Source organism: Citrobacter sp. Cpo147 (genome assembly GCF_030332405.1).
In the GTDB taxonomy this organism is placed as follows: Bacteria; Pseudomonadota; Gammaproteobacteria; order Enterobacterales; family Enterobacteriaceae; genus Citrobacter; species Citrobacter portucalensis.
In genome coordinates, this window is sequence record NZ_JAOWHX010000030.1 from 117,888 (window position 1) to 139,981 (window position 22,094).

General features: G+C 52.9%; 19 protein-coding genes. 12 read left to right on the plus strand and 7 right to left on the minus strand.

Annotated elements, in window-relative coordinates:
* Positions 1-164 precede the first annotated feature (164 nt).
* Positions 165-338, plus strand: a complete 174-nt coding sequence (locus OGY06_RS03205; protein WP_003020198.1) for a GhoT/OrtT family toxin — start codon at positions 165-167, stop codon at positions 336-338.
* Positions 339-357: 19 nt separating this feature from the next.
* Here OGY06_RS03205 and OGY06_RS03210 read toward each other — a convergent pair whose 3' ends face one another.
* From OGY06_RS03210 to OGY06_RS03220, 3 genes are read right to left on the minus strand one after another with little or no spacing between them, the layout of a single operon-like run.
* A complete protein-coding gene (locus tag OGY06_RS03210; protein ID WP_286604673.1) occupies positions 358-2,520 on the minus strand; it encodes a virulence factor SrfC family protein in 2,163 nt (720 codons plus the stop codon).
* Positions 2,517-5,498: a virulence factor SrfB gene (locus OGY06_RS03215; RefSeq protein ID WP_240389332.1), complete on the minus strand. Its 2,982-nt coding sequence runs from the start codon at positions 5,496-5,498 to the stop codon at positions 2,517-2,519. The genes OGY06_RS03210 and OGY06_RS03215 overlap by 4 nt, the downstream gene beginning before the upstream one ends.
* Before the next feature lie 4 nt (positions 5,499-5,502).
* Complete coding sequence (locus OGY06_RS03220) at positions 5,503-6,810, minus strand: SrfA family protein (RefSeq protein ID WP_286604675.1); 1,308 nt, start codon at positions 6,808-6,810, stop codon at positions 5,503-5,505.
* 282 nt (positions 6,811-7,092) lie between these two features.
* Between OGY06_RS03220 and OGY06_RS03225 the strand changes: the two genes are divergently transcribed.
* Positions 7,093-8,691 carry an ABC transporter substrate-binding protein gene (locus tag OGY06_RS03225; protein ID WP_286604678.1) on the plus strand — a complete coding sequence of 533 codons (1,599 nt, stop codon included), beginning with the start codon at positions 7,093-7,095 and terminating at the stop codon, positions 8,689-8,691.
* A 17-nt stretch (positions 8,692-8,708) separates the two neighbouring features.
* Complete coding sequence (locus OGY06_RS03230) at positions 8,709-8,942, plus strand: YdcY family protein (protein ID WP_286604680.1); 234 nt, start codon at positions 8,709-8,711, stop codon at positions 8,940-8,942.
* A 64-nt stretch (positions 8,943-9,006) separates the two neighbouring features.
* Here OGY06_RS03230 and OGY06_RS03235 read toward each other — a convergent pair whose 3' ends face one another.
* Together OGY06_RS03235 and OGY06_RS03240 are read right to left on the minus strand one after the other, a co-directional pair.
* Positions 9,007-9,456: a DMT family transporter gene (locus OGY06_RS03235; protein ID WP_149335308.1), complete on the minus strand. Its 450-nt coding sequence runs from the start codon at positions 9,454-9,456 to the stop codon at positions 9,007-9,009.
* Positions 9,453-9,971, minus strand: coding sequence for a GNAT family N-acetyltransferase (locus OGY06_RS03240; RefSeq protein ID WP_003833100.1), 519 nt, complete (start codon positions 9,969-9,971; stop codon positions 9,453-9,455). The genes OGY06_RS03235 and OGY06_RS03240 overlap by 4 nt, the downstream gene beginning before the upstream one ends.
* Before the next feature lie 37 nt (positions 9,972-10,008).
* Here OGY06_RS03240 and OGY06_RS03245 point away from each other — a divergent pair, with 37 nt between their 5' ends.
* From OGY06_RS03245 to OGY06_RS03260, 4 genes are all read left to right on the plus strand, one after another.
* Positions 10,009-10,584, plus strand: coding sequence for a helix-turn-helix domain-containing protein (locus tag OGY06_RS03245; RefSeq protein ID WP_003833097.1), 576 nt, complete (start codon positions 10,009-10,011; stop codon positions 10,582-10,584).
* 58 nt (positions 10,585-10,642) lie between these two features.
* Positions 10,643-11,677, plus strand: coding sequence for an NADPH-dependent curcumin/dihydrocurcumin reductase (gene curA / locus OGY06_RS03250; protein WP_286604682.1), 1,035 nt, complete (start codon positions 10,643-10,645; stop codon positions 11,675-11,677).
* 252 nt (positions 11,678-11,929) lie between these two features.
* Positions 11,930-12,991 carry a 7-bladed beta-propeller protein YncE gene (yncE, locus tag OGY06_RS03255; protein ID WP_003833093.1) on the plus strand — a complete coding sequence of 354 codons (1,062 nt, stop codon included), beginning with the start codon at positions 11,930-11,932 and terminating at the stop codon, positions 12,989-12,991.
* Positions 12,992-13,128: 137 nt separating this feature from the next.
* A complete protein-coding gene (locus OGY06_RS03260; RefSeq protein WP_003833091.1) occupies positions 13,129-13,350 on the plus strand; it encodes a YgdI/YgdR family lipoprotein in 222 nt (73 codons plus the stop codon).
* A gap of 41 nt (positions 13,351-13,391) precedes the next feature.
* On the opposite strand, the gene ansP is transcribed toward OGY06_RS03260, so the two are convergent.
* Positions 13,392-14,834 (minus strand): L-asparagine permease, encoded by a 1,443-nt coding sequence (gene ansP, locus OGY06_RS03265; RefSeq protein WP_003833088.1) that lies wholly within the window; start codon positions 14,832-14,834, stop codon positions 13,392-13,394.
* Positions 14,835-15,113: 279 nt separating this feature from the next.
* Positions 15,114-16,655 (minus strand): methyl-accepting chemotaxis protein, encoded by a 1,542-nt coding sequence (locus tag OGY06_RS03270; protein WP_003833086.1) that lies wholly within the window; start codon positions 16,653-16,655, stop codon positions 15,114-15,116.
* 515 nt (positions 16,656-17,170) lie between these two features.
* On the opposite strand from OGY06_RS03270, the gene OGY06_RS03275 reads away from it, so the two are divergent.
* The 5 genes from OGY06_RS03275 to OGY06_RS03290 are packed head-to-tail and all read left to right on the plus strand — an operon-like array spanning position 17,171 to position 22,094.
* Entirely contained in the window at positions 17,171-18,169 is a 999-nt protein-coding gene (locus OGY06_RS03275; RefSeq protein ID WP_286604685.1) for an MsnO8 family LLM class oxidoreductase, read from the plus strand.
* Positions 18,169-19,290 carry an amidohydrolase gene (locus OGY06_RS03280; protein WP_003833082.1) on the plus strand — a complete coding sequence of 374 codons (1,122 nt, stop codon included), beginning with the start codon at positions 18,169-18,171 and terminating at the stop codon, positions 19,288-19,290. The genes OGY06_RS03275 and OGY06_RS03280 overlap by 1 nt, the downstream gene beginning before the upstream one ends.
* A 25-nt stretch (positions 19,291-19,315) precedes the next feature.
* Entirely contained in the window at positions 19,316-20,629 is a 1,314-nt protein-coding gene (locus tag OGY06_RS23260) for an LLM class flavin-dependent oxidoreductase (protein ID WP_003833079.1), read from the plus strand.
* A gap of 12 nt (positions 20,630-20,641) precedes the next feature.
* Positions 20,642-21,574 carry an ABC transporter substrate-binding protein gene (locus tag OGY06_RS23265; RefSeq protein WP_003833078.1) on the plus strand — a complete coding sequence of 311 codons (933 nt, stop codon included), beginning with the start codon at positions 20,642-20,644 and terminating at the stop codon, positions 21,572-21,574.
* A 10-nt stretch (positions 21,575-21,584) separates the two neighbouring features.
* On the plus strand, positions 21,585-22,094 hold the full coding sequence (locus tag OGY06_RS03290; RefSeq protein ID WP_063940765.1) for a GNAT family N-acetyltransferase: 510 nt from the start codon (positions 21,585-21,587) through the stop codon (positions 22,092-22,094).

Genomic DNA, 22,094 nt, shown 5'->3' on the forward strand with positions numbered 1-22,094 from the left:
GGGTATAGTACGGCTTATAACTATCCGCAATAGTACGAATTCTGAACATAATGAAAATGGGTTGTTTTACAGCCGTTTTTCTTAAATTAATTAATAAAACTTGATGTGAGTCATGAAAAAGAGCATATTGCGCGCGATTTTCCCTTCCGGCCAGGATGCCTTAAATGTCCCTATACCAAAAAATGTTAGTTTTTTATGCGGTGATGGCCGTCATCACGGCAATCATCACCTGGTTTCTTTCCCGCGATAAAAAGCGGATCCGCTTTCTTAGCGCGGTATTAGTCGGGGCGACCTGGCCGATGAGTTTTCCCGTTGCGCTGATGTTTTCTCTTTTCTGATGACGGCATATACGCCGTTTCAGGAGAAAAGCAGGGCATCTAATCGTTTTTTGTCGGTTTCAGTGACATCCTGTGGATGCTGATATCCCACATTCTCATTCGCGCGGGTGTACAAGGCAACCAGCCAGTCGTAAACGTAACGGCTTGCACCATGCGAGGGTTGTTCATCCAGCTTCGTCAGCCGTAGCATCGGCGATTGCTTCGGCGCGCTAAAAATAGCCGATCCTTTTTGGATCCTGCTGGCAGGGCGCTGTTCCTCAGCAACGTCGGCAAATCCAAGCCAGGTAATAAAATCACCAATATCGGCGTGTAGCTGCGCGGCACAGACGTTTTCTCGCTGCATAATGCGCTGTAAGCGTTGTGGCATCTCCAGGCGATAGCTGGTGGTGACGAGAATGTCGGCAACCTGCCTTAACGTACGGGGATCGAGTCGTAAACGACGGGCATTATTTTCATCGCGACACCACTGGCGCATGTGGTTAATCCACATTTTGTGTGCCTGATATCCGGTCTCCTGGCTTTCCGGCGAGTGCAGTGTGTCACGCACCTCGGCAAACAGGTCAATCTCTTCATTAAATAAACCGCTTACCTGCTCCTCGCGCGGTTGCTGAATACGCAGCAGCGACTCAAAAATGCGCATCGGCGGGAGCAAACCATCCAGCAGTTCGCCATGTTTTGCCGCTTGCGCCTGTAACTGGCGGATCACCGACTCGTGGCTATCCGATTCAGCTTGAGCGGGATTAATCCAGCTTATCAGAGTTTCGCGGATGCGCTGTTGATGCTGCTCGCATAGAGAAGTCAACCTGGCCTGGCGCTGCTGCGGTGAGGTTGCCTGAGTCAGCCATTCGACAAGACGTTGTAAGCTATGTTTATCCAGCGCCTGCAACGTACCCCAATGCAGCCCGGGCTTGCCCATCAATTGCTGCACGGATTCATCAAGGTTTTGCTGGGTACTAAAACGCGCATCCTGCGGGGTAATGGCCCAAACCACGCCCGGTAATGCGGCATCATGAACAGGTTGGGTATCGTTGACCCAGCCCAACAGCTTGCGGGTGATGGCGGGCGTCTGGGCCCGTGTAGAGACCGCGTTGCAGATTAAGAGCACATCCGGTTGCAGGTGCTGGCGATAATGTTCCAGCATCCAGCCTAATTTTGCCTGCCACAGTGGATGAGGATGAGCATCCGGGGCGAGGGGAATATCGAGCAGATCGACATTCTCCAGCACCGCGTCTTCAACCGTCAGGACCAGCTCGCGCGTGAGTAGCGCCAGTGACGACAAAGAAAGGCTGACCGCATTGAGCAACTGATGATTTTCAATCGGATGAACCACCACATCGCTTTGCGTCTCATTATTGCCGGTCAATGCCACCTGGGTCAGGAAACTTTCGGCAGGTAAACCAAAATGATCAACCAGCAGGCTCAGCGGGGCCGCTAATTCTTGCGCGTGTCCGGTTTGTTGCAACGAGTGGGCCAGCGCCAACCACTGCTGCGTCAGCTCTGGTTGTTCTCCCCACAGTAACGCCCAGGCGTTTGCCCGGGTAGTCAGGTCCAGTGCGGGCAGCAACGTGGCAAACTGATACCATAGTGCATCGTCAATTTGCTGCTGGTTTGCCGGTACGCAGGAGCGCCAGAAACGACCGATTGCAGCAACATCATGTGCGGTAATGCCCGGCACCGGGTGACGCTGACGCAGCGTTTGCCATTTTTCCAGGCGCGCCTCAATAATCGATTTCTCGACCTGTCGGTTGTCCGGGAGCGCGCTGAACTGGGCGATAAATAGCTGTACCAGTTCGGCTTCACTGAGTAACCGCAGACGCAACGGCCATTCGCTATCATGCGGATTTTCATCGCGCGTAAAGCGGATCGCCATATTGGTTGGTGCGTGGCCCGGATTAATATGCGAGAAATAATCAAAGCTGCGATCCGGGGTAACAATATTCACTTTGCCAGTGGCATTGCAGCACAATGCCGCCAGCAGATGTGCTTTTGCCGATTGTGAGTGTCCATATAACCCTATACATCCTTGCGATGAAAAGGTCGTCTTCAGCGCAGATTCACTCACTGCGGCTAGCGTAAGCTGTGCCAGCAGGGCATCCGCTTCATCATCAAGACGCGCTGCACGTTGACGGGTATCTACCACCCACTCGATGGCGGCCTGCGCGGTATTTAACATCTTACTCATTTCAGGTACACGCTCCCGCTATCAATCCAGTAATGGCTTCCGCTATGGCGACGGTCTGCCAGCGTATTCAGTTTTAACGTTAAGGCATTGGCGGCAACGGGGGTGCCATCCTGTAACCAGGCATCACTCAGGATGAAGAATTCCGGGCCACTTTCTTTGCTGCCGCCGCGTAGCTGCAGCCGAACATTCAACACGCCATCTCCGGCGATAGTTTTTGCCAGTTCGGCAGAGTTTATGCTGAGCGTATACAGCGGCGTGGCAGGCCAGCGGCTGTTTGCCAGTTGCCGGAATCCTAACGTCACGTTGCCACGTAACGGGAAATGCAACCGGGCATCCAGCTTCGCCCCAGGTTTATCCAGATCAATATCGTGATACCAGATGTTCTCATCACGCAGGGTATTGACCGTATTATCCAGCACACCGAGAAAGCGTACGGTCGAGTAAGCGCCGATATCGGCAGCTTTAAAGTTAAAGCGTGGCAAACGCAAATCCAGCGCCAGGCTGCACAGCATAGCGCCTACAGCAGCGGTGGATTTAGGGTTACCAATTCGCCCCTGTTGGCTGAACGGATACCACTCATGCACGCGGTAGTTATCCATCCAGATCATACGGTTAACCGGGACAGGTTGCAGATGGCGGATCAACGCCTGTACACCCGGTAAACAGGCGGGCCTGCCGGTCACTAATAAGATATCGCAGCGATAATGTGAAATAGCCTCACAAACCGCGTGCAGCGGGGAAGTCAGGGTAAATTGCCCCGCCAATAGTGCTTCTTGTAACTGCCTGAACTGTACCTGTAACGGCACGCTCAGAACATCAAACGCAGGCGACCCTGCTGGTAACGCATGGTCGATAGCTTGTTGGATGTAGTTCATCACGTTGCGCGTGGGTTGTTGACTCAGGAGTTCCCCAAAGGTGGCATGTAGCCCGGCGACCGGGTCGTTAATATCGCTTTGTTCCCAGGCAGAGAGGACCGCATGACCGAGCGGCATAAAGAGCTGTAACGCCGTTTGTTGACGCAGAATTGCCTGAGTATCGATGCGCCCGGAATCGCCAAACAGCGTGGCCAGCAATGCGGCGGCGTCGGTCACGCCAGCCTGTTGTAAGCGGGTTTGCAGCGCAGGCAACACGCAGCGCTGAATCACGTCCAGCAGCATGTCATCGCCCGCAACTTTAAAACCTTCACGGAACAGCAGATGCGGGGTAATTTTGACATTCGCGCCAACGCCGTCATCAAGCTGGTAATGAACGACGGCCATATCCGTTGTCCCGCCGCCAATGTCGATCGATGCTACGCGCAGCGCACGGCCTTTAGTCTCACCAGGCTCCGGCAAACGGTCCGGGCGGGCAAGGGAGTTAAAGAACGATTCGGTGTGGCCATCGTAGTGTGAGATAGCCTCGTTATACAGCCACACCAGTTGCCCGCAGCTGGCTTCATCCCATTCCATCTGAATTTCAGGTACGGGAACCACACTTTTTTCCTGCTGCTTACGGGTGGTGAAGTCTTCATCCTGCGGGTGCCAGCCCATCGCTTTCCAGACCAGGGCAATAGCTTCAAACATGCGCAGGCGGAAAATCTCGCGCTCCTGTTTGGGCATCGCCGACGGTAGGGTCAGGATCAGCGTCCGCAACTGACGCGGAGACGCCGGGAATCCGAGGCGCAAACGCGTCGCTACGCTGTTAATTTGCCCCAGCGCCTGGGCCAGTATTTCGCACAACATATGCGTCATCAGCGTGCTGCGGCTGTATTGTGGTGAGAACACTGGCAGACGATCGTCCTGCGGCAGGCTGAACAGCGGTTGCCCGTCATCGTTCATCAGGTTCATCAGCGGGAAGGCGGTAGCCAGCGGTTCGCGCTGGGGTTTGCCATTCATCTGGCTAAAGCGCCAGTCATGTAACACCGGCGTTTCATCCCACAGATAGCGGCGCGGGCTTGAGATCCCACTGTTGCCCTCGGTGCCCATACGCTGCATCGCCAGCTTACGGGCTTCATCACCCACACGCACAATCGACGGCCAGATAAAGGCGTCATCACGCCCACTCTCAACGGAAAAATGCTGCTTACCAAAGCGCGCTTCGGAAAACTCCAGCCGACTGGTGAATAGCGGATCGTTGAGGAACTGCGGCTCGCTTAACGAACGGACCTGCAATTCAGCGGTCTGACGCAGCCCGTCATTGGCATCCCCGTGATCTTCAATCAGGACACCACAGGTATGGGTATTACCGATATCCAAAATAAGATCGACGGGAATGGCGGGTGTGCTAAGGGTGTGCGTAACCAGTTTCACTTCCGGGACAGAAAGCTGCTCACCTAACAGGGTCAGCACATTCAGCCAGTGCGCCTGGTATTCAAAGTTACGCAGCGCCTGCTGGATCTCTTGTTCTGAGCGGTTCTCATGTTGGGTGACATGGTGCATAAAAGATTCGCGCAACCAGCCGTCAATCCAGGTCTGGTCAAGGAAATCAGCAATTTCGTTGTCATGCCAGGCCAGCGCAAACCGTGTACCGTTAAGCAGATCATTTTCGTTGGGGGTTAACGCCGCTGGGGCATTTTCAGTAAGCTGGCTGTCCAGCGCTACGGTAACACGGTGGGTGTTGCCCGCGCTGTCCGGCTGCGCCAGCTTTCGCACCTGCACGCGTGCCCAGTTATCCGGACCTTCAACAAACGTACGCGGCGGGTTAAAGCGCAGAAACGGCAGCGGCAGCCAGACGCCGTCGAGCACGTCCAGCGAATAATGTAACGTCTGGGTACTTTCCGGCTTCACCACTTCGGGTTGTGCGCCGGTGCTGCCCGGTAGGGTATAGCGTCCTGACGTCAGATCGAAGTCCAGTCGCAGTAGCGGACCGTTTGCCGTTTTGCGCACAAAGCGTCCATGGTGCGCAGATTCCTGCGGCGTGAGGCCGAAATCCAGAAATTGTACACCGCTATTGGCGATGAGCGTCACGCTCTGTTTGTAATCACACAGATTCACCAACATAAAATCAGGCACCTATCTTTTTGATCGTCAGAGGGATTTCCGCGTGATCGTCATAACGCGCGGTACAGGCGGCGACGTCGTTGGTTCCCGCTTTACAGGTAATTTCAGGCATCGGATAACGTGACCCGTCGGTACAACGGGCATTGCCGCGACTCTTAATCATTAATTCACCCGACTGGTGCAAACCGGAGAAAATCTCGGCACGACAAACAATATTGTCACCATGAACCACGCGTGCAGTGCCTTTATTGGCCTGGATCTGATAGCGCAGGGACGGCGCTTTGCCGCTCACCGGATCTTTAACATCGACCATGACGCGCCAGTTACCGTTGAGAAAACGTGTCGTTCCTGCCTTCATCTGGTTGGCATCCATCACCAGTGCATCTTTTGGAATTGCGGCAATCACCACCGGTCCTTCGGCAGGTTTCTCTTTCTTCACAGCGGGAGTCACTTCAGCACGATGCAGGGGCAGTGCAGATATCAGTGCTGGCAGCGGTGCCATATCAACCTTAGCGACTTCAACAGCGGCGACTGCGGGTCCGGGCTGGGCGGTCTGTTGCTTCCACAGCAGCGGCCCAACGATGGCTGCAATAATCACTGCGGCAACGGGCAGGCTCCACAGCGGCAGGCGGCGTATGGGCTTCTCCTGTAACGGGGGCGCAGTAACTTCAGGTTCGTTAACAATGACCGGGGGTTGAGGTTCAGGTTCAGTCGGTTTTGGCAGATCAACGACCGGCGTCAGTAAGGGGACATCGGCCTCGGCAAAGGTAATTTCCGGTGCGATTTCTGCTTCCTGTTCCGGCTCTGCTACGGTAACCACAGGAGGAACATCGGCAATGCGCAGGCAGTCGAGGACATCGTCGCGGGGATTTTCATTCAAATTGACGAAGCCCCAGAACGTAATAACGGGTTTGCCATCAACCAGAAATACGTGGTTTTCACCGGGAAACTGGACGGCTTTTTCGAGCAGCGAGCCAAATAGCTGTAGCGAGGTTTTCCCCGATTGCAGACTTTTACGGCTCAGGGTCGCCGCATTTTCCAGCGTGCTTCCCAGATAGCGCAGCGCACGAAAACGTGCCTCTTCATCAGCGGCTTTCCACGCCACGGCTTTCCCTTCTATCGGGGAATACCAGTCAACCCGATCGCCGCTGTCGTTAATTTGTGGGATCGCCAGACAATCCACCATCGCCTGCTGTTTACGCAGACGAAGCGTTTCACGAATTTGCAATGCTGAATCAAACACGGCCTGACCACCGCCGCCCACGGCCTGATAGTCATCCAAATTGCCGCTGCGCAAGAGAGTTTTTGCCACGTTGTTACCCCTTAGACTTCTTCACGTATCTACTTTACGTTTTATAAAAGCGAGCAAACGGCGAAAGAGAGGCAAAAAGGGGCTAATTTTCATGGCATAGAGTGCCGGGAAAAATCTTGACGTTTTGAAAAAGACTTAAGGGAAATTAATTCGCTTAGGGTGATGAATTATTCAGCGAAATACACCGGATTAGAATAACCTGATAGTGATTTGTTATTGGTCAGTTTTTGTCAGCTATGCTCTGATATCTCGGTTAATAATAAAATAAGAAGGCTTATAACCATGATTGCAAGGAAAACGTTACTCGCGCTGGCTCTCAGCACCGTCTTACCGTCAGGCGCTGCGTTCGCGGCCAATACTGACACCATCATCTATTGCTCTGAAGCATCGCCGGAGTCATTTAACCCGCAAATTGCCAGTTCCGGTCCCTCATTTGTGGCCAGTTCACAAGTGCTCTACAACCGACTCATCAACTTTGATCCGGTAAAGAATACCCCGATACCGTCTCTGGCAACGGACTGGACGATTTCCCCGGACGGTAAGACTTACACGTTTACCCTGCGTCAGGGCGTGAAATTCAACAGTAATAAATTCTTTAAACCGACCCGCGACTTCAACGCTGATGACGTGATTTTCTCGGTATTACGGCAGAAAGATGCCGATCATCCGTATCACAAGGTTTCTCAGGGAAGCTACGAATACTTTAACGATGTCGGTCTGGATAAACTGATTAAAGAAGTGAAGAAGGTTGATGATTTTCACGTTCAGTTTGTCCTCAATGAACCTAACGCCGCGTTTCTTGCCGACTGGGGTATGGATTTTGCCTCCATCCTTTCTGCGGAATATGCCGACGCGATGCTGAAAAAAGGCACCCCGGAAAACGTCGATAACTGGCCGATTGGCACCGGGCCTTACGTGTTGCAGCAGTACAAGCAGGACTCGCAAATCCGCTATCTTGCCAACCCTAACTACTGGGATGGCGCCGTTCCAACGAAGCACCTGATCTTCTCCATCACGCCAAACGTCCAGACGCGGCTGGCAAAACTGCAAACCAATGAGTGCCAGATAATCCCGGCGCCAGCCCCCGTACAGTTTGACGAGATTAAAAAGAATAAAGATTTGACGCTGCATTCGGTTGAAGCGCTGAACGTCGGATATCTGGCGTTTAATACCGAGAAAAAACCGTTTGATAACGTACTGGTGCGTCAGGCGCTAAACTACGCGACCGATAAAAAGGCCATTATTAACGCCGTCTTTTTAGGTTCCGGTACGGTGGCAAAATCGCCGATTCCGCCGAATATGATGGGCTTCAATAAAGATCTGCAGGATTACACTTACGACCCGCAAAAGGCGAAAGATCTGCTGAAGCAGGCGGGGCTGGAAAACGGCTTTGAAGCGACGCTGTGGTCAATGCCGGTTCAGCGCCCTTACAACCCGAACTCCCGACGGATTGCCGAGATGATCCAGAGCGACTGGGCAAAGGTTGGCGTGAAGGCGAAAATTGTGTCGTACGAGTGGGGGGAATATCTCTCCGGAATGCGTAAAGGTGAGCATGACACCGCGTTGTTTGGCTGGATGTCAGACAACGGCGATCCGGATAACTTCGCCGATGTGCTGCTGGGCTGCGACAGCATAAAAACCGGATCTAACGCCGCGCGCTGGTGCGATAAAGAGTATAATTCGCTGGTTCAAAAGGCGAAGTTGGTGAGTAAACCGGAAGAGCGCGCCGCGCTTTACCAACAATCGCAAGAGATTTTCTACCAGCAGGCTCCGTGGATAGCCCTGGCAAACGGTAAAACGTTCTACGCTACGCGCAGCAACGTCAGCGGATACAGCGTCAGTCTGATGGGCAGTGATTTTTCAAAAGCAAAATTAAATTAATGAGTTAAGGAGAGGTTATGTCGCATCTGGATGAGGTCAGCGCACGTGTTGATGCCGCCATTGAAGAGAGCGTCATTACGCATATGAATGAATTGCTGATTGAGCTCAGCGATGATGTCGCGTTGAGCCGGGAAGACTGCTATACCCAGCAACAGCGTTTGCGTACGGCTATCGCACATCATGGTCGTCAACATAAAGAGGATATGGAAGCCCGTCGCGAACAGTTGACCAAAGGCGGCACAATCCTCTGATATTTCCCTTATCCGGCCTGCAGACACGCTCTGTAGGTCTGATAAGCGAAGCGCCATCAGGCAATTAAAACGAACGTCTCGCCACCAGCCACGCCCCGATGACCAACAGCACCGCGCCACAGACCGGACCTACCAGCGCCCGCAGCGGCACGCCGTGACTACGTAGAATATCCAGCATCAGCCCGCCGATTAACTGGCTAGCCACCAGCACCGCGATAGTGGTAGCGGCCCCCACATTTTGGTACCCATTGATGCTGGCAAAAACAAAGAACGATCCCAGCAATCCGGGGATGAGCGTCCACCAGCGCACGCTGGATACCAGTTCTCCAAATCCCGCAGCTCCTTGCTTAAACCACAGTATGCTGACAAACAGCACGATCCCGACCAGCGAGTTAAGCAACATGGCGATGAGGATCGTCGAGGACGTCTGGGTGATGCGTACCATCAAGGTATTTTGCACCACCAGACCAATACCCGCGGCAATCAGAAAGGAGAGGGTCAGCGTCTGGTTCATCTACGGGCATCCGGATCGCGGCGATCGTCTAACTGTAACTGCATGAAGGTCAGATCCAGCCACCGCCCAAATTTGGTGCCAACCTGCGGCATTTGCGCGGTGGTTTTAAAACCCAGCAAGCCGTGCAGATGCAGTGATGCCTGATTCTGAGATTCAATACCTGCCACCATCACATGCTTGCCGCATGCGCGGGCTTCGTCTATCAGTCTGCTGAGCAGTGCCCGTCCTAGCCCTTTTCCCTGATGTTCAGGATGAACATACACCGAATGTTCAACGGTATGACGGAAGCCATCAAAGTTACGCCAGTCGCCAAAGGAGGCGTATCCCGTAACCACGCCATTCTCTTCACTCACCAGCACCGGATACCCCATCAATTGTCGGGCTTCATACCAGGAAATACGGTTTTCGGCATCGACCGTTTGATCGTTCCAGATAGCCGCCGTATGCAGTACCGCATGGTTGTAGATTTCTGCAATGGCGGCGCAGTCTTCCTTGCTGGCAAATCGAATTGACATGTTGAACCTCAGGGGTTGTTCACTATAGTATTACAATATGAATACTATTGAAGACAGCATAAATCAACGGATCAGTGCAAGAATTCGCATCGAGCGGGAATCTCGCGGTTGGTCACTCACGGAACTTGCCGAGCGCGCGGGTGTGTCGCGGGCGATGATCCATAAAATAGAACGCGGCGAGAGTAGTCCAACGGCTACGCTGCTGGGTAGGCTTTCCGGTGCGTTTGGCATCAGCATGTCTACCCTGATTGCGCGGGCTGAAATGCAGGAGGGCAAGCTGCTGCGCTTCGTCGATCAGCCCGTCTGGCACGACCCGCAAAGTCACTATCTGCGCCGCCATGTTTCACCGCGCAGCGATCTGCCTATCGATCTGGTACAGATCGAATTACCCGCCGGTAGTGATATCCCGATGCCAGCCTCTTCCTATGTGCAGGCCAGACAACTTATCTGGTTACAGCAGGGTGAATTAGTCTTTGTCGAAGGGGACGTACGCCATGAAATGCAGGCAGGTGATTGCCTGGAACTTGGCCCGCCGAATGACTGTCGGTTTATCAATGAAACCGCGCAACCCTGCGTTTACCTGGTTGTGCGGTTAAACCACGTCGTCAGCTAAATAGCAGGCACAGACTGCTACTATTGATGGATTCATGCCAAAAGCAGAGGAGCACATCATGGGTCAACAGACTAATCGTAACCGTCGCTGGGTACTGGCTTCACGCCCGCATGGCGCGCCAGTCCCGGAGAACTTCCGTCTTGAAGAAGATGAGGTGGCAACGCCAGGTGAAGGCCAGATTTTGCTGCGCACCGTTTATCTTTCCCTCGATCCCTACATGCGTGGCCGTATGAGCGATGAGCCATCTTACTCACCACCAGTAGAGATTGGTGGTGTTATGGTGGGGGGGACCATAAGTCGCGTGGTGTCATCCCACCATCCGGACTACCAGCCAGGCGAATGGGTATTGAGCTACAGCGGTTGGCAGGACTATGACATCTCCGACGGTAACGGGCTGGTGAAGCTTGGCGATCATCCCGAACATCCCTCCTGGGCGCTGGGTGTTATGGGTATGCCGGGGTTTACCGCTTATATGGGCCTGCTGGATATCGGTCAGCCGAAAGCGGGAGAAACGCTGGTGGTAGCCGCCGCAACCGGGCCGGTTGGCGCAACGGTCGGGCAGATCGGTAAGCTTAAAGGTTGTCGGGTGATCGGTGTGGCGGGTGGGGCAGAGAAATGCCGACATGCCACCGAGGTATTGGGCTTTGATGTCTGTCTCGATCACCACACACAAGATTTTGCACAACAACTGGCAAAAGCCTGCCCGCAGGGTATTGATATTTATTACGAAAACGTCGGTGGAAAAGTATTTGATGCCGTTCTGCCATTGCTCAATACCTCAGCGCGCATCCCGCTTTGTGGCCTGGTCAGCGGTTATAACGCCACGTCGCTTCCGGCCGGACCTGACAGATTACCGCTGTTAATGGCAACGATGCTGAAAAAGCGTATCCGCATGCAGGGTTTTATCATTGGTCAGGATTATGGACACCGTATTCATGAGTTTCAGCGGGAGATGGGGCGCTGGGTTAAAGAGGGCAAAATCCACTACCGCGAGCAGGTGACCGAAGGTCTGGAAAATGCGCCACAAACCTTTATCGGTCTGCTGACCGGCAAAAACTTCGGCAAGGTAGTTATTCGTCTTGCTGAGGATTGATGCGTAAAGGTGGAAGACGGTGAATGCCTGTAACCAGGCCTGCTTCGTACAAAATGTAGGCCTGGTAAAATGCCAATGTCGTTATCTGGTATTCATGGAGAAAATAAGAAGGTTACTACCCGAAAGCGAATAAACACTCCACATTGAGATAAATAATGATTACTATTCTCATTCTTAAAAAGGCAAAACCATGATTTTGCTCATTGAAGCTATGTGAAGCAGTAACAAACGAATTTATCAAAGGGAGTCGTCATGTCTTTACGTCATCTGTTTTCGCCGCGTCTGCGTGGTTCTTTACTGTTAGGTTCACTGCTCGTTGCATCATCTTTTACTACGCAGGCTGCAGAAGAACTGCTGCGCAAAGCCGTCGGCAAAGGCGCCTATGAAATGGCGTACAGCCAGCAAGAGAACGCGCTGTGGCTGGCGACCTCACAAAGCCGCAAACTGGATACCGGCGGGGTGGTTTATCGTCTTGACCCGGTCACCCTCGAAGTGACCCAGGTGATTCATAACGATCTCAAACCATTTGGTGCCACCATCAACAATGCCACGCAAACGCTGTGGTTCGGCAACACGGTAAACAGCGCGGTTACGGCGATGGATGCCAAAACCGGTGCGGTGAAAGGACGCCTGGTGCTGGATGCGCGTAAACGTTCTGAAGACGTTCGCCCGCTGCAGCCGCGTGAGCTGGTCGCCGATGATGCCACCAACACGGTATACATTAGCGGTATTGGTAAAGAGAGCGTGATTTGGGTGGTGGACGGTGAGACGATCAAGCTGAAGGACACCATCCAGAATACCGGCAAAATGAGCACCGCTCTGGCTGTCGACAGCAAGGCTAAACGCCTGTACACCGCCAATGCCGACGGTGAATTCATTACCATTGACACCGCCACTAACAAAATTCTCAGCCGCAAAAAACTGCTGGATGATGGGAAAGAGCATTTCTTTATCAACCTGAGCCTGGACACAGCGGGCAACCGCGCATTTGTCACCGACTCTAAAGCGGCGGAAGTGCTGGTCATCGACACCCGTAATGGCAACGTACTGGCAAAAGTCGCCGCGCCGGAATCTCTTGCTGTGCTGTTCAACCCAACGCGTAATGAAGCCTACGTGACTCATCGCCAGGCCGGTAAAGTGAGTGTGATCGACGCGAAAAGCTATAAAGTCGTCAAAACATTCGAGACCCCAACGTTCCCGAATAGCCTGGCGCTCTCCGCCGACGGTAAAACCCTGTACGTCAGCGTGAAACAGAAATCTACCCGCGAGCAGGAAGCTACCCAGCCGGACGATGTTATTCGTATTGCGCTGTAAAAAATCCGGAGGGGGAAACCCCTCCTGTCATTTCTCTAAACCCCACGATACGCCTCGTTACACCCCGCCAGTAGCCCGACCCACTTCAGGGACTTACACTACGCCCTCAACGGCTAACTGAATAACACGGGAATACCATGAAAAAGCCATTTATCTGTCTGTGTGCAGGCGTAATGCTGTTTACCCTGGCAGGATGCACCACCGATTACGTCATGACGACCAAAAGCGGACAAACCATTACCACCCAGGGCAAGCCAAAACTGGATAAAGATACGGGAATGACCAGCTATACCGATCAGGATGGAAATGCGCGGGAAATTAACAGCAGCGATGTAGCGCAGTTGATTGAAGCGAACTAAAAAAGAAGGCCTGAAGGGTTAACCTGTCAGGCCTTCAGCCATTATGGCGCGGTGCGGTGGATTTCCGCGACGCGTTTACGCACACCGAACCAGCCTGCAACCAGCAGGATGGCAATCAACGGTAATGACGCGATGGTGTAGGTGCCGTTTGGATAGTCAAACGCCATCAGCACCAGCACACTCAGCAGGAACAGTAGGGTCAGCCACGAGGTAAACGGAGCGCCCGGCAGTTTAAAGCTGACGTCTGCCGTTTTACCTTCTTTTATGGCCCGGCGCAGACGCATCTGACAGACCATGATAAAGCCCCACGACGCAATAATGCCCAACGACGCGAAGTTCAACACGATCTCAAACACCTGTGACGGCACCAGATAGTTCAGAAATACCCCGACGACATAGACGACCAGCGTGGCGAGGATCCCAGCCCAGGGTACCTGTTGACGGCTCATTTTAGCCATGAATTTCGGTGCCGATCCGCCCATCGACATGGAACGTAAAATACGTCCGGTGCAGTACAGTCCAGAGTTAAGGCTTGAAAGCGCCGCGGTGAGCACCACAATATTCATGATACTGCCGATATACGGCACGCCCAGTTTGGAGAAGAAGGTAACAAACGGGCTTTGCCCCGCCTGATAGGCATTCCATGGCAGTAACAGAACCAGCAGCACCACAGAACCGACATAGAACAGACCAATACGCCAGATAACGCTATTGATCGCTTTTGGCACCATGGTTTGCGGATCTTTGCACTCACCAGCGGCAGTGCCCACCAGTTCAATAGAGGCAAATGCGAAAACCACCCCCTGAACCAGTACCAGCGCCGGCAGCAGGCCATGTGGGAAGAATCCACCGTTGTCGGTGATCAGGTGAAAACCGGTGGCGTTACCATCCAGCGGCTTTCCAGTGCCTAAAAAGACGGTACCCACCACCAGGAAAATCACAATCGCCAGCACTTTGACCAGTGCAAACCAAAACTCCATCTCCGCGAACCACTTCACGCCGATCATGTTCATGGTGCCGACAATAGCCAGCGCGCCGAGGGCGAACACCCACTGCGGTACATCCCCAAATGCGCCCCAGTAATGCATATACAACGCCACCGCGGTGATATCGACAATGCCGGTCATCGCCCAGTTGATGAAGTACATCCAGCCAGCCACATAGGCGGCTTTCTCACCTAAAAATTCACGAGCGTAGGAGACAAAGCTGCCGCTGGAAGGGCGATGTAAAACCAGTTCACCAAGCGCGCGCAGTATAAAGAACGAAAAAATACCGCACACCAGATAAACCAGCGCTAAAGCGGGACCCGCCATCTGCAAGCGTGCGCCAGCCCCTAAAAACAACCCGGTACCAATTGCGCCGCCAATGGCGATCATTTGTACCTGTCGATTACCCATCGCTTTGTGATACCCCTCTTCGTGGGCATTCAACCAGCGTCGTTTCGCCGCATGTTGTTCCGCGGCTTGCGTGTTGTTTGTGTTCATTACTTTTCCTGTTGACCTGACAAAAATACAAAATCCTTTTTGCCGCACCAGCTGCGGCGAAAACAGCCTTACCCTTCATTGTGTTATGGGGGAAAACTGCCGGCCGAGCATCCTACATTCAATTGTTCGGTTCCGCAAAGCCCCGATAACAAGAATTCAGCATTTTGTACAGCCAGCACTGGCGCGGTGTGGCCTCGATTCAGCCAATAAAAGAGAAGGGTGTAAATACGTGGAAAGGTGTGCGCTTATCGAGACATTCATCCGATAAGCGCCGTAAGGTTATGCTGATACGCCAAAGACCTGAACGGCCTGCTGTAAGCGCGATGAACGTTGAGTCAGATCGGCGGTAGCATCGGTGACACGCTCCACCATCTCGGCGTTATTGTGTGTCATGGTGCCAACGCGTGAAATCGAATCGTTAATCAGATCCAGCGCCTGGGTTTGCTCACGCGTCGCCAGACTAATATCTTTGATCATCATCGACATCTGCAGGACATCGCCAATCATCCCAGTGAGATGCGTTTCCGTTTGCTCCACCATTTTGACGCCGCTATTGACGTTGGCGACGTTCTTCTCAATCAGTTGTTTGATCTCTTTTGCTGCAGACGCCGAGTGTTGCGCCAGATTACGGACCTCTGCCGCCACAACGGCAAATCCACGCCCGGACTCCCCGGCTCGCGCGGCCTCAACCGCGGCATTGAGCGCCAGAATATTAGTCTGGAAAGCAATACTGTCGATAACGCCGATGATGTCGACTATCTGCCCGTTGTCACGCGATATCGCCTGCATCATGGCAATAGTTTGTTTCATAATATCGCCGCCTTCTGCCGCATTGGCGCTGGTTTTATCGGCCATGGTCATAGTATGAGCCGCAGTCTCAGCAGTTTGCTGTACGGCGCTACCAATTTCTTCAATGGCGGCAGCGGTTTGTTGCAGGTCGGCAGAGGTTTCTTCTGAACGCTTGTGCAGCGCCGTACCTTCTTTTGATACCCGCTGACTGATGGCGCGAATACCGGATATTTGCGTACTGACATCATCGACCAGGGAATTCAGATTAAGCCCGGACTGATTAACCAGACGCATCAGCATTCCGATCTCATCCACCCGATTTAAATGACAGTTATCAGGTTTTCTCCCGGAGACCACTTTCTTCATTTGCGTCAGTAGCGTATTAACTGGCTGACAAATTTGATACTTAAGGTAAATAGCAAGCATCAGAAATAAGAACAGCAACCCTCCCGCCTGAATAAATGGATTAACAGGAGCGAAGAGAAATAGAACAGCGAGCAGGGCGATTACCCCTAAAGAATAATTGACGCGCTGGCTAATGCTCAGCCATTTAAACATTGATGCCCATGACAATATTCCGCGACGAATGACAATGCCTTTAAAAAGTCGAAATCCTTTAAGCTGCTGATTATTAATTTTATGATATAAGCTTTCGCTTTGAGTTATTTCATCGCGCGAAGGAACGGTACGCACCGAGATGTAGCCGGTGAGTTTTTCATTGTGCCAGACCGGCGTAACGTTGGCGCGAACCCAGTAATGGTCGCCATTCTGCCGGCGATTTTTCACCATCCCCGTCCAGCTGTCTCCCTGCTGTAGCGTGTACCACATATCGGCGAACGCCGCGGGAGGCATATCGGGATGGCGAATAATATTATGCGGTTCGCCCATTAACTGGTGTTCGTTAAATCCGCTGGCATCAATAAACGCGGAGTTGGCGTAGGTAATATGACTTTCTTTATCCGTCGTAGAAAGCAGCGTCGCTTTATCGTTAAGTGCGTGCTCAATTTGTGTAACGGGCATGTTACTTTTCATAGAGGTCCCATGGTGCTATGTATAATCCATACAAAAATCCCCGCAATAAAATCGGGGGATATTAAAATCTGTTTTAAACCGTTTTAATAAGAAACGTTGCATTCTCTACTAATCATCAATTCTGTGGAAGTAGTTAAAATAAAAATTCCTATGTAAATCATTCATCCTGTGTCATAAAAGTGAAACAATTAATACAAGCGCATAACGTGACAAGTCGTTTAAACTGACTTAACGTAAATCGCGTTAAAAAACCTTTTCGTAAAAAGAAAACTGGCATGAAATGATTTTGATGCTATTACCGTGATGCCAACGACCCTATTATATTTTGTAGGCTATTAATTGCGGGTGTTTTTCTGTTTAGCGTTACAACCAGTACTGGGCGATCCAAATTTTAACCCTGGCAGCGACAGGGGCTGTTATCTACTTTTTAGCTGAGTAAATGTGAATTAAATGTTTCAGTATGGCTATTTGATAAATTAATAATAAAGACATGTTAACAAACATAGGCTCGTAACATGTCATATCGCCTGAGTATTCTGGATAAAAGCCCCATCGGGGAAGGTGAAACTGCCGCGACCGCGCTTTCCCGGACGTTGCGCCTGGCGCAACAGGCAGAAGAGTGGGGGTACCATCGTTTCTGGATCGCGGAACACCATAATACGCCACAGCTGGCCAGCCCATCGCCGGAGCTGGTGATCGCCTGGGTCCTCGGGCAAACCCAGCATATCCGCGTAGGTTCCGGCGGCGTGATGCTGCAACATTACAGCCCGTACAAAGTGGCGGAAAACTTCAATCTTCTGGCATCGCTGGCTCCTGGACGTGTCGATCTCGGCGTAGGGAAAGCCCCTGGCGGCTTACCGCTGTCGACCCAGGCGTTACAGCATGGGCTGCATCAGGAAGAAAAAGGCAGTTTTGCCGACCAGCTTTCTTTGCTTAACGATTGGCTGGCGCTGAGCGGAACGGAAAGCGGGGAGACGGTATTCCCGACGCCAATTCCACCGATACCACCGGAAAAGTTTGTTCTGGGAGCCAGTGTGCAAAGCGCGCAGTTAGCAGCGCAATCCGACTGGAATTTCATCTTCGCAGCGCACCTCAATGGTGACAAAGCGTTATTGCATGACGTTTTGTCCTTCTGGCAGACCCACAGTGCACGCCCGACGATAGTCGCCGTGCAGGTGATTGTGGCTGACAGTTACGGCACCGCTGCGCAACTGGCGGAAAACGTACAACTCTGGGGCGTGGAGCTGGAAGATGGTCAACGTGTCACGGTAGCCAGCGAAGAACAGGCGCTGGCGTTTGCCGCTCAGTCTGGCAGCCCACCACGCAAAATCGCGCGTCGTGAGCAGGCGTTGCTACACGGCACCGCTCAGGAGGTGATGGCAAAGCTGAATGCTCTGCATACGCAATTTGGCATTGACGAATTCATTATCGACACGCCAGTGGCGCAAGGGCATGCGCGTCTGACATCGCTGCGTTTGTTGGCGCAAGCTCATAATGCCGTGGAGGTGCTCTGATGACTCTCGGCTCAACGCTTATCGACTGGCGTCGTGAACTACATCAGTATCCGGAGCTTTCTCTACAGGAGGAAGCAACCACGGCGCGCATTCACGCCTGGTTGCACGCTGCGGACGTCGACATTCTGCCATTCGAGCTGAAAACCGGTCTGGTCGCGGAAATTGGTCAGGGGGAAGATGTCATCGCGCTGCGGGCGGATATCGACGCGCTACCGATAGAAGAAAGCGCCGACGTTCCGTTTCGCTCCCTCACGCCGGGCGTGATGCATGCCTGCGGGCATGACGTCCATACCAGCGTCATGCTTGGTGCAGCACTGCTGCTAAAACAACAGGAAACAACCTTACCGGGGCGAGTACGTATTTTGTTTCAGCCAGCTGAAGAGAGTTTCGGCGGCGCAAAAACGTTGATCCGCGCCGGTGCTCTGCAAAACGTAGCGGCTATTTTCGGTATGCACAATGAGCCGGGTTTGCCGGTGGGCGAATTTGCCACACGCGGCGGCGCATTTTATGCCAATGTTGATCGCTTCGTGCTGCGCATAAATGGCAAGGGCGCACATGCAGCGCGTCCTCATGAAGGTAAGGATGCCATCCTGCTTGCCAGCCAACTGGTAACAGTGCTGCAAAGCGTTGCCAGCCGCGACGTTAACACGCTGGATTCGGTGGTGCTCAGCGTGACCCGTATTCAGGGAGGAAACACATGGAACGTTCTGCCGGAGTCCGTTGAGCTGGAAGGGACACTCAGAACGCACCGAAACCAGGTACAGCAGCAGGTTAAGGCTCGGGTTAATGACATCGCCGCCGGATTTGCCCACGCCTTTGGCGCACAAATCGACGTAACCTGGCATGCGGGACCAACCGCGTTGGTAAATGATGATCGTTGGGCCGATATTGCCACCGCGGTGGCGAAACAGTCAGGCTATACCACCCACCATGCCGACCTGCATATGGGCGGGGAGGATTTTGCTGTCTACCTGCAAAATACGCCTGGCGCATTTGTCAGTATTGGCAGCGCCAGTGAATACGGATTACATCACCCGGGATTCAATCCGGACGAGCGTTTAATTGAACCTGCCGCGCATTACTTTACGCAGTTAGCAAAAACGGCATTCGCACACCTTTAAGTTTACCTGTTGGGTAGGGGTTATTATGGCTGAAAATCGACAACTACGGCTCGGCACTATTCTGCATGGCGCATCGGGAAATATGTCCGCATGGCGCCATCCAGCGGCTCAGGCTGATGCCAGTATTAATTTTGATTTTGTCAAAGAGACGGCGCTTATTGCGGAAAAAGGGAAGCTGGATTTTATTTTTGTCGCCGATGGTCTGTATATTAATGAAAAATCAATCCCGCATTTTTTAAATCGTTTTGAGCCGCTGACAGTATTATCCGCTTTGGCCAGCATCACTCAGAATCTGGGGCTGGTTGGCACAGTGTCCACATCATACAGCGAGCCGTTTACGACCGCACGGCAGTTCGCTAGTCTGGACCATCTCAGCCAGGGGCGCGCCGGGTGGAACGTGGTTACGTCTCCTCTGGAAGGATCGGCAAAAAACTATTCTCGCGCTCAGCATCCAGAGCATGCCCAGCGTTATCGTATTGCCGATGAATATTTACAGGTAGTGAAAGGGCTGTGGGATTCCTGGGAAGACGATGCTTTTACCCGTAATAAAACAAGTGGGGAATTTTTTAATCCGCAAAAACTGCATACGCTTAACCATCATGGAGATTATTTCCAGGTCGCCGGACCGTTAAATATTGGGCGTACGCCACAAGGCCGTCCGATTATATTTCAGGCGGGAGCTTCAGCAGATGGCAAGAAATTAGCGGCGCAGCATGCTGATGCCATTTTTACCCATCAGGAGTCGCTGGCAGAGGCTAAAGCGTTCTATCAGGAAGTAAAAAGCCAGCTGGAAGTGGCCGGACGACATCCCGATCAACTGCATATATTCCAGGGCGTCAGCGTTATTGTTGGCGACAGCGCAGAGGACGTTGAGCAGCAGTATCAGACTACCGCTGCGCTGGTCTCCGTTACTGACGCGCTGAACTATCTTGGCCGCTACTTTGAACATCATGATTTTGCCCAATATCCGCTGGACGCACCGTTCCCGGATCTGGGCTCTCTCGGACAAAACAGCTTTCGCAGTACGACTGATGAGATCAAGCGCAACGCACGCGAGCGTGGTTTAACACTTCGTCAGGTTGCTCTGGAAGCGGCAAGTCCTCGTCCGCGTTTCAGCGGCACGCCACAACAGGTTGCCGACGGACTGCAGCAGTGGTTCGACGAAAAAGCCGCAGACGGTTTTATCATCCAGGGTGGCACGCCGGATACCTTTCCGCGGTTTGTCGAACAGGTTGTCCCCGAGCTTCAGGCGCGCGGTCTGTTCCGCCATGAATATCCCGGTACGACCCTGCGCGCAAGCCTGGGATTAGCGACACCTGCAAATCAATTCACACAATAAGAGAAAAACGCTATGCAGAAAAAATCACTATTCCTCGCGCTGTCACTGGCTTTCAGCGCTACCGTCTGGGCAAATGAGGTGACGATTAACGGCACGGGCGTAAGCCTGGAAGCGAATAAAGCGCCGATTAATACGGTAAAAAATCCGCAGGCGATTGCGCAGTTACCCGCAAACCTGCACCTGGCCGTACCGGGTAAATTCACCGTGGCGATTGCCGGGCTCAGCCAGCCGCCGCTGACCGTCTTTGCCGATGACAATAAAACGCTGATCGGCAGCGAGGCGGATATCGCGCGTCTGGTGGCTGACAGTTTGGGGCTGGAACTCAACGTTGTACCTACATCATGGGAAGACTGGCCGCTGGGCGTCACTTCCGGCAAATACGATGCCGCGATCAGCAATATTACCGTCACCAAAGCACGCAAAGAAAAATTCGATTTCGCGACGTATCGGAAGGACTCTCTTGGCTTTTATGTCAAAACCGGTAGCAAGCTGAAGAAAATCGAGCAGGCGGAAGATATCGCAGGACTACGCATTATCGTCGGTTCGGGGACTAACCAGGAAGCGATTCTGTTGGCCTGGAACGATGAGAACGTGAAGAAAGGGTTACAGCCGTTTACGCCGGTGTATACCAAAGATGATGCCGCGCAAACCCTGGCCCTACAGTCAGGCCGCGCCGATGCCTACTTCGGTCCTAATGTAATCGGCGCGTGGAAAGCTGCACTCAACGGTAAAACGCGATTAGTGGGTAGCGTTGATGGCGGTTGGCCAAAAGCGGCACATATCGCTGTGACGCTGAAAAAAGACAGCGGTCTGGTTCTGCCGGTACAAACCGCCCTCAACGGCGTGATTGGCAACGGCGACTATGACAAGGTTCTGAATCGCTGGGGAGAAGGGGTGGAACGCATTCCACAATCTGAAATCAACCCGGCCGGTTTAGGCGACTAAGGAGGTCATCGTGAGCGATCAATTTCGCGTGCTCTCACCGGAAGCCAGCGAGCTGCAGCCCATTTTGAACGGTCTGTTCGGTGAATATGCCGCCCGCTATGGCGATTACTTTTCTCGCGACGCTGAAGTGGAACTGACCGAATGGTATATGGCGCCGCAGGGACTTTTTGTGGTACTGGAGCGCCGGGGCGAAATTATCGCCACCGGAGCTTACAAACCTTACGACAAGGACACCGCCGAGATTAAGCGTATCTGGACAAAAAGCAGCCTGCGTCAGCAGGGGCTGGCGGCGCGCGTGGTGCAGGAACTGGAACGTAGAGCGCTGCTCGCAGGCTACAGCCGGATTTATCTGACCACGGGATTTCGCCAGCCGGAGGCCGTCAGACTTTATTTAAGCCAGGGCTACGATCCGCAATTTGATACGACGCGCGATCCCGAAGAGTACAGCCTGCCGCCGTTTGATGGACGGCTGCGCTTTACCAAACTGCTGACTATTGCCGGTCAGGCCAGAATCGCCTGA

Excerpts from the sequence above, each read along its gene's own strand:
- OGY06_RS03205 (WP_003020198.1), top strand. The coding sequence starts at position 165 with ATGTCCCTATACCAAAAAATGTTAGTTTTTTATGCGGTGATGGCCGTC.
- OGY06_RS03210 (WP_286604673.1), bottom strand. The coding sequence starts at position 2,520 with ATGAGTAAGATGTTAAATACCGCGCAGGCCGCCATCGAGTGGGTGGTA.
- OGY06_RS03215 (WP_240389332.1), bottom strand. The coding sequence starts at position 5,498 with ATGTTGGTGAATCTGTGTGATTACAAACAGAGCGTGACGCTCATCGCC.
- OGY06_RS03225 (WP_286604678.1), top strand. The coding sequence starts at position 7,093 with ATGATTGCAAGGAAAACGTTACTCGCGCTGGCTCTCAGCACCGTCTTA.
- OGY06_RS03230 (WP_286604680.1), top strand. The coding sequence starts at position 8,709 with ATGTCGCATCTGGATGAGGTCAGCGCACGTGTTGATGCCGCCATTGAA.
- OGY06_RS03235 (WP_149335308.1), bottom strand. The coding sequence starts at position 9,456 with ATGAACCAGACGCTGACCCTCTCCTTTCTGATTGCCGCGGGTATTGGT.
- OGY06_RS03240 (WP_003833100.1), bottom strand. The coding sequence starts at position 9,971 with ATGTCAATTCGATTTGCCAGCAAGGAAGACTGCGCCGCCATTGCAGAA.
- OGY06_RS03245 (WP_003833097.1), top strand. The coding sequence starts at position 10,009 with ATGAATACTATTGAAGACAGCATAAATCAACGGATCAGTGCAAGAATT.
- curA (WP_286604682.1), top strand. The coding sequence starts at position 10,643 with ATGGGTCAACAGACTAATCGTAACCGTCGCTGGGTACTGGCTTCACGC.
- yncE (WP_003833093.1), top strand. The coding sequence starts at position 11,930 with ATGTCTTTACGTCATCTGTTTTCGCCGCGTCTGCGTGGTTCTTTACTG.
- OGY06_RS03260 (WP_003833091.1), top strand. The coding sequence starts at position 13,129 with ATGAAAAAGCCATTTATCTGTCTGTGTGCAGGCGTAATGCTGTTTACC.
- ansP (WP_003833088.1), bottom strand. The coding sequence starts at position 14,834 with ATGAACACAAACAACACGCAAGCCGCGGAACAACATGCGGCGAAACGA.
- OGY06_RS03270 (WP_003833086.1), bottom strand. The coding sequence starts at position 16,655 with ATGAAAAGTAACATGCCCGTTACACAAATTGAGCACGCACTTAACGAT.
- OGY06_RS03275 (WP_286604685.1), top strand. The coding sequence starts at position 17,171 with ATGTCATATCGCCTGAGTATTCTGGATAAAAGCCCCATCGGGGAAGGT.
- OGY06_RS03280 (WP_003833082.1), top strand. The coding sequence starts at position 18,169 with ATGACTCTCGGCTCAACGCTTATCGACTGGCGTCGTGAACTACATCAG.
- OGY06_RS23260 (WP_003833079.1), top strand. The coding sequence starts at position 19,316 with ATGGCTGAAAATCGACAACTACGGCTCGGCACTATTCTGCATGGCGCA.
- OGY06_RS23265 (WP_003833078.1), top strand. The coding sequence starts at position 20,642 with ATGCAGAAAAAATCACTATTCCTCGCGCTGTCACTGGCTTTCAGCGCT.